5 protein-coding genes and 1 pseudogene are annotated in these 6,366 nt (G+C 28.6%); all 6 read left to right on the forward strand.

Features of this window, described 5'->3' with window-relative positions:
* A pseudogene (locus CD129_RS13230) lies at positions 1-1,162 on the forward strand (hypothetical protein); the annotation flags it as partial.
* A gap of 23 nt (positions 1,163-1,185) precedes the next feature.
* Positions 1,186-1,998, forward strand: coding sequence for an ABC transporter permease (locus CD129_RS09850; RefSeq protein WP_115337616.1), 813 nt, complete (start codon positions 1,186-1,188; stop codon positions 1,996-1,998).
* A gap of 12 nt (positions 1,999-2,010) precedes the next feature.
* Positions 2,011-3,222, forward strand: coding sequence for a glycosyltransferase family 4 protein (locus CD129_RS09855; protein ID WP_115337615.1), 1,212 nt, complete (start codon positions 2,011-2,013; stop codon positions 3,220-3,222).
* Between the two features lie 112 nt (positions 3,223-3,334).
* The gene (locus CD129_RS09860) at positions 3,335-4,123 is read left to right on the forward strand and encodes an ABC transporter ATP-binding protein (RefSeq protein WP_420897006.1); all 789 of its coding nucleotides are present in this window, start codon (positions 3,335-3,337) and stop codon (positions 4,121-4,123) included.
* A gap of 23 nt (positions 4,124-4,146) precedes the next feature.
* On the forward strand, positions 4,147-5,472 hold the full coding sequence (locus tag CD129_RS09865) for a glycosyltransferase (RefSeq protein ID WP_115337613.1): 1,326 nt from the start codon (positions 4,147-4,149) through the stop codon (positions 5,470-5,472).
* A gap of 293 nt (positions 5,473-5,765) precedes the next feature.
* Positions 5,766-6,047: a hypothetical protein gene (locus CD129_RS09870; RefSeq protein WP_115337612.1), complete on the forward strand. Its 282-nt coding sequence runs from the start codon at positions 5,766-5,768 to the stop codon at positions 6,045-6,047.
* Positions 6,048-6,366: the final 319 nt, after the last annotated feature.

Genomic DNA, 6,366 nt, shown 5'->3' on the forward strand with positions numbered 1-6,366 from the left:
ATTATGCTCTATTACAGCAGGACATGATTCAAAAGTATCATTATCATATATAAAAGATTTTGTGGATAGTGTTAAATTCTTCACTTATACGAGAAACATAGATGAATTGGAAAACAAACAAGTTTCGAAGATATATAAATTAGATGAATCAATCGCACGTAAAATTGCTTATAATCTTAATTTAAACTATAAATTATTTAATATGGATAATTCGTCTATAAAGCCTGAAATGAAAGTTAAATATGAACAATATGAAACAAGTCATAGCATTAATTTAATCAATTATTATAACGAAAATTATGATTTTCAAAATGCATTACATTTAAAATCGACAATTTTTGAATTAGCAAAAGATATTGTCCCAAAAAGTATTCAAACAAAAGATTCTTTTATTCCTTATACGAATGCTATTAAAAAATGGGCTAAAGACTTTCCGTTTGATGATGAGCATCAAATAGAATATTTATCTAATTTTATTGAAAGAAATGAATTGAATAAGACGATAGAAATGGGTTATCATCCATATGAAATTTTATACTATGAATCTAGAATGAACGGATGGCATAGTTGTATTATTCAAGAAAGTGATGACTTTTTAGATGTCTTTAGTTTAATTAATACAAGGCATATACTATTTGAATTACTTAAAATAAATGATTCAGATAAAAAAGAAAACAAGCTTCATCAATTGATTGTAAAAAATAATTGGCCAATTTTAAATTATTTTCAAGTAAACAATAGCCAAACTTTAGAAAATAAAGTGGATCAATTAGAACAGCAAATAAATGAACGCAATAGTAACTTAGAAAACATCATAATTGAAACAGATGATTTTTATCAACGTAATAATTTAAATAGCACACGGTTTAGAGCACTTTCAAATAAGTTTAGCAATGTAAATAAAAAGATAATTACTTTAACTAACAAAACTAATAACGTTCAAAAAATTGAAATAAAAACATTTTATAACAACACTAATGGCAGAGAGATAATATACTTTGATATTGAGGATCATCAAATCGATTTAGTCGATTTAAGTATAAATGGATATGATTTGAATTTTAATCCTCATGAGTCAAAAATAATTTCAGTATATGCAAGTAAAAATTTTGAAAAGTCATCGTGGATAAATGCTTCAGAATTTGAACTTATTGAAAAATAAAAAATCAAGTAGGTCGTTATAATATGAAGATAGTTACTGAAATCTTTAAAGAACAACTTAATAATTTACCTAAAATTTTAAAACTTGCAATTTATAATATGAAAAGTCAATACGCCAATCACTATCTTGGTGTGTTTTGGAATATATTACAGCCAATACTACAAGTAGCAGTTTATTATCTCGTATTTGGTTTAGGTTTAAGAGGAGATGCTAATGCACAAGTAGTTGGTGTACCATTTTTAGTACATTTAATTTCAGGTCTCTTTCCATGGTTATTTATATCACAAGGTATCAATACTGGTGCAACTTCAATACAAGGTAATGTAGGACTATTATCAAAGATGAGATTCCCTTCATCAATATTTATTTCAATCGCATTAACTAACAATATGATTAATTTAATGATTACATCATCAATATTATTTGTAATTTCACTTGTTAATGGTTATGTACCATGGTGGCACTATTTCTGGTTTATTTATTTCTTAGTAGCATCGTATGCAATTATTTTTGGTATTTCACTAATTATGAGTACTTTAATAATTATCATTAGAGATACTAAAAATTTACTTCAAAATATCATTAGAATGTTATTCTTTATGACACCAATATTTTGGGCGATGGAAGAGGCACATGGTATTCTACAAAGATTAGCGAGCTTAAATCCATTTGCCTACTTAGTAGGTGTATACAGAACGGCATTTGTTCATAGAAATGTATCAGTATACGGAGAATGGCATGATCATTTATATTTTTGGTTAATAACAATATTATTATTGTTAATTGGTTCATTAATTCATTCAAGATTTAAAAGGAAGTTACTAGACTACTTATAGGGTGTTTATAATATGACAAAGAAATTATTAATGATTTCCCAAAACTTTTACCCAGAACTCGGATCTGCAGCAAACAGAATGAAAATGATGTTTAAAGTATTTAAAGTCAAAGGCGCAGATCCGACTATGTTAACAACTGAACCAACATATCCAAATCAAAGCTTATTTGATGATGATGCATACTTTACTGATCAATCTTTAAATAAATTAGAAAAAAGTAAAATTATACGTATGAAAATGCATGGTAATAAACAAAATAGTAATTTTATTATGAGGTTAGTATACTATATAGAACAGTACGTTAGATTAAAAGTATTTCTGAATATGCATAAAGAAGATTATGATATTATATACGTTTCTAGTCCAAATATATTTCTTGCTTGGGCGACGCTTTTTTTCAAAAAAGCAAAAAAACCGACATATGTTTTAGAAATTAGAGATTTATGGCCAGATAGTGTAAACGGTTTAAAACATATAAACATCAGTTTATTTATGCCACTTTTAAAATATTTAGAGAAGAAGATGTACAATTCTACAGATAAAATTGTTATAAACAATGAAGCATTTAGAGCACACATACAAAATAAATTAGAAAATAAAACACCAATTTTTTACTTACCTAATGGAATTTCAAAGAGTGAGCTAATAACAGAAGAAAAGTATCAAGATTTCAGTGTAATATATACTGGAAATATAGGGTATGCTCAAGATGTCGATAAGTTAATCTCAATATGTAAAGCATTAAATAATAAAAAAATATACGTAACTGCTATTGTGTACGGTGTACAAGCTGATAAATTTAGAAAAGCTGTCAAAGAATGTGCGTATATCCAAGTGAAAAAGCCAGTTGATCGTGTAGCTTGTCTATCAGAAATTTCTAAACATCATGTATCACTTTCAATATTAGAATCGTCAGATGTTTTTATGAATGTTATGCCAGGTAAAATTGTTGATTCAATTGGAGTAGGTACTCCGCCCGTTTCCAATATAAGTGGTCCTACTGAAGCGATTATACAAAAATATGATTTAGGATTTGCTCGGAAACAAGCTTCAAATGAAACAATAGTTAATGAGATAGAATCTTTAAAAAATGACAAAAATAAGTTGTTGATAAAAGAAAACAACGCAAAAAAATACCGAGATGAACATTTAATTTGGGAAGATAATATTGAAAAGCTAATTACGTTTTTAAGAAAAGGTGATGAAGATGACAAAAACATATAAAATTAAATGTGAAAATGTCTCAAAGGTTTATGACTTGAATGTAAATAGAAAAGAAAAATTATTATCTTTATTTACTTTTGGCTTAAGTTATAAATCAAAACCTTACTATGCTTTGCACGATATAACATTTGAAGTTGAAGAGGGGACATCTGTAGGCATTATTGGATTGAATGGTTCCGGAAAGTCAACTCTATCAAATATTTTAGGTGGGGTAGTCGAACCGTCGTCTGGTACAGTACATACAAATGGTAAACCTTCCTTAATTGCTATTGGTGCAGGTTTGAACCGAGATTTTACTGGTGCAGAAAATATTCAATATAAATGCTTGATGCATGGCATGACACAAAAAGAAATCAATGAAAAATTTGATGATATTGTACAATTTAGTGAATTAGATGAATTTATATATCAACCTTTAAAATCGTATTCTAGCGGTATGAAATCTAGATTAGGATTTGCTATAGCTATCCATACAGACCCAGATATATTAATTGTTGATGAAGCGTTATCTGTAGGAGATGAAACTTTTTCAAATAAATGTATAGATAAAATGCATGAATTACAAGAGCAGGGTAAGACAATATTTTTTGTATCACACTCAGCAGGACAAATTAAAAAAATGTGTAAGAAAGCAATCTGGATACATTATGGAGAAATGGTTGCGTATGGTGAAGTTAATGATGTAGTTGCGAGATATGTTCATCTCATTCAAAAAGTAAAAAAGAAAACTAAAGAAGAACAGTTAGATTATAAACGTATTAAAATTCAACAACAACGTGATAAAGAAGTTGATGAATCTGTAATTCATAAAGAAAAAAGACCAACAAGCATATTAGCAATGATTGGGCTAGTGAGTGTAGCATGGTTGTATATACTGTTGTTCCAAGTAGGTATACTATAAATCATAAAGAATGAGGTTAGAAAATGAAAAAAGTCACAATGTTTGTTTGGAATCATTTTACAAATGATGCGAGAGTAAATAGAGAATGTACAACATTAGCAGAACAAGGCTATGAAGTAGACTTAATTGCAATCAATGATCCTAAAAATCCTGTCATCACAGCCTATGAAGAAATTTCTAATTCATTTAGAGTCCATAGAGTAAAACGTTATCCTTGGATGTTACAAGCATATCAAGATTATGGAAAAAAATTTTTACTAGTAGTTGCTGGTGTTCAAGTTGCGATTATACCAGCGCTTTTTTACATTAGCTTTACTATAATGGCTGCCTATTTAATGTCACTAGTCATTGCTGCAGGTATGATTAAAATTAAAAAACTAAGAAAATGGTTCATAAACGGTGCCATTATAACGAGAATGATTGTTAAAGGTTATTTCCAGAATGCAGATATATATCATGCAAATGATTTAAATACATTACCTCAAGCAATCGTTTGCTCGAAATTAAGATTAAAACCAAGACCACTTATTTATGATAGTCATGAAGTTCAATCAGATAGAACAGGTTATAATAAAGAAAAAATTAAAAAAATTGAATCATTTATGCTAAAATTTGTTGATCAAATGATTGTAGAAAACCATACAAGAGCAAAGTATAACGAAAAAATTTATGGATTTTATCCAAAAACGCTATACAATTACTCTGAAAAATATGATATACAAGATAAACATAAAATCAACTTACATCAAATAATAGGTATAAATGAAGATGAAAAAATATTGTTATATCAAGGTGGACTACAACAAGGTAGAGGACTAGAATTATTGATTAAAGCAATGGATGAAATTGAAGAAGGACATTTATTATTTATTGGCGGAGGAAAATTAACACAACAATTAAAAGATATGAGTAAAAGTTCTGCCAAAGCACATAAAATACACTTTTTAGATAAAGTGCCTTTTCAAGAATTACCATCTTATACTAGAGAAGCTTACTTAGGATTTCAAGTGTTACAAAACATATGTTTCAATCATTACTCAGCAAGTTCAAACAAATTGTTCGAGTATATGATGGCACATGTACCAGTTATAAGTTGTGATTTTCCAGAAATCAAAAAAGTAGTAGACGAAACTAATACAGGTATAGTAGTCGACCCTCATAATGCAAATGAAATAGCTGAAGCGGTTAATAAATTAGTGAGCGATGAGGCACTTAGAAATAAACTTAGTGAGAATACTAAACAAGCTAAAGAAATTTATAATTGGAATAACGAAAAAGTAAAACTACTTGAAATTTACAATCAATTCGCACCATTAACAAATAAAGAAATACAATTGAACTTTAAGTAAAGGAAAAGCTGAGACAAATCAATTGTCTCAGCTTTTTCGTGTGGAGAAGTGAGGATGGTTGGGACTTGGGTTCGGGACAACTGGCAGAATTCTAGATTATGCTCCTTAACGATAAGACCCCTTACGGACATTACTCGGAATAATGTCCTTAACACTGCTATTTGTAAAACAAAAGTGTTATAAAATAATTATTGATTTAATACTAAATACATTTTAGTTAACTTGTATTTAGCCAACTTAGGTATTACAATGATATAGCTAATATAGATATGGATAAAAGGAGTTTATTTAAGATGTATATTAAAAAGGGAATTAAGAACGTTAGTGATTTTATAAAAGAAGGTAATGATCATGAAGCTATGATGTTATTAAGAGACTTAGAAGCTAACGTAATGAAATATGACTTTGAAATTATGGGAGAAGGATTTAATCAGTTTGCAGATATATACGTTTCACTAAAAAATAGAAAGAAAGCAATAGAAATGTATCAAAAAGCAATACTTTACTTTAGAGAAGTAGGGAATAAAGATAAAGTAGAAGAAATTAGCCATAAATTTGAAAATCTTATTTTATAGTAAGAGAAGCTATTAGATAAATTGCGCTACAAAGTAAACCGCCTAATTCGGGAACTAAGTTCTTGAATTAGGCGGTTTTTATATTTTAATGACAATGATTTATAATCTATAAGGAATAAATATAGGGCACCTATATTCACACAAGTTGAAAGAAGTGTAACTAAGGGCACCCATATTCACAGAAGTCGAGAGAAGTGTAAGCAAGGGCACCTATATTCACACAAGTTGAAAGTGGACCGTCTACACTTAATTGGACAACTTCTTTAAAGAGAAGTATTGTTAAAATTAAGAAAGTAGGTGGTCTTTTTATGAGAAGAGA

Origin of the sequence: Mammaliicoccus fleurettii (assembly GCF_003970575.1) — a bacterium.
GTDB lineage: Bacteria > Bacillota > Bacilli > Staphylococcales > Staphylococcaceae > Mammaliicoccus > Mammaliicoccus fleurettii.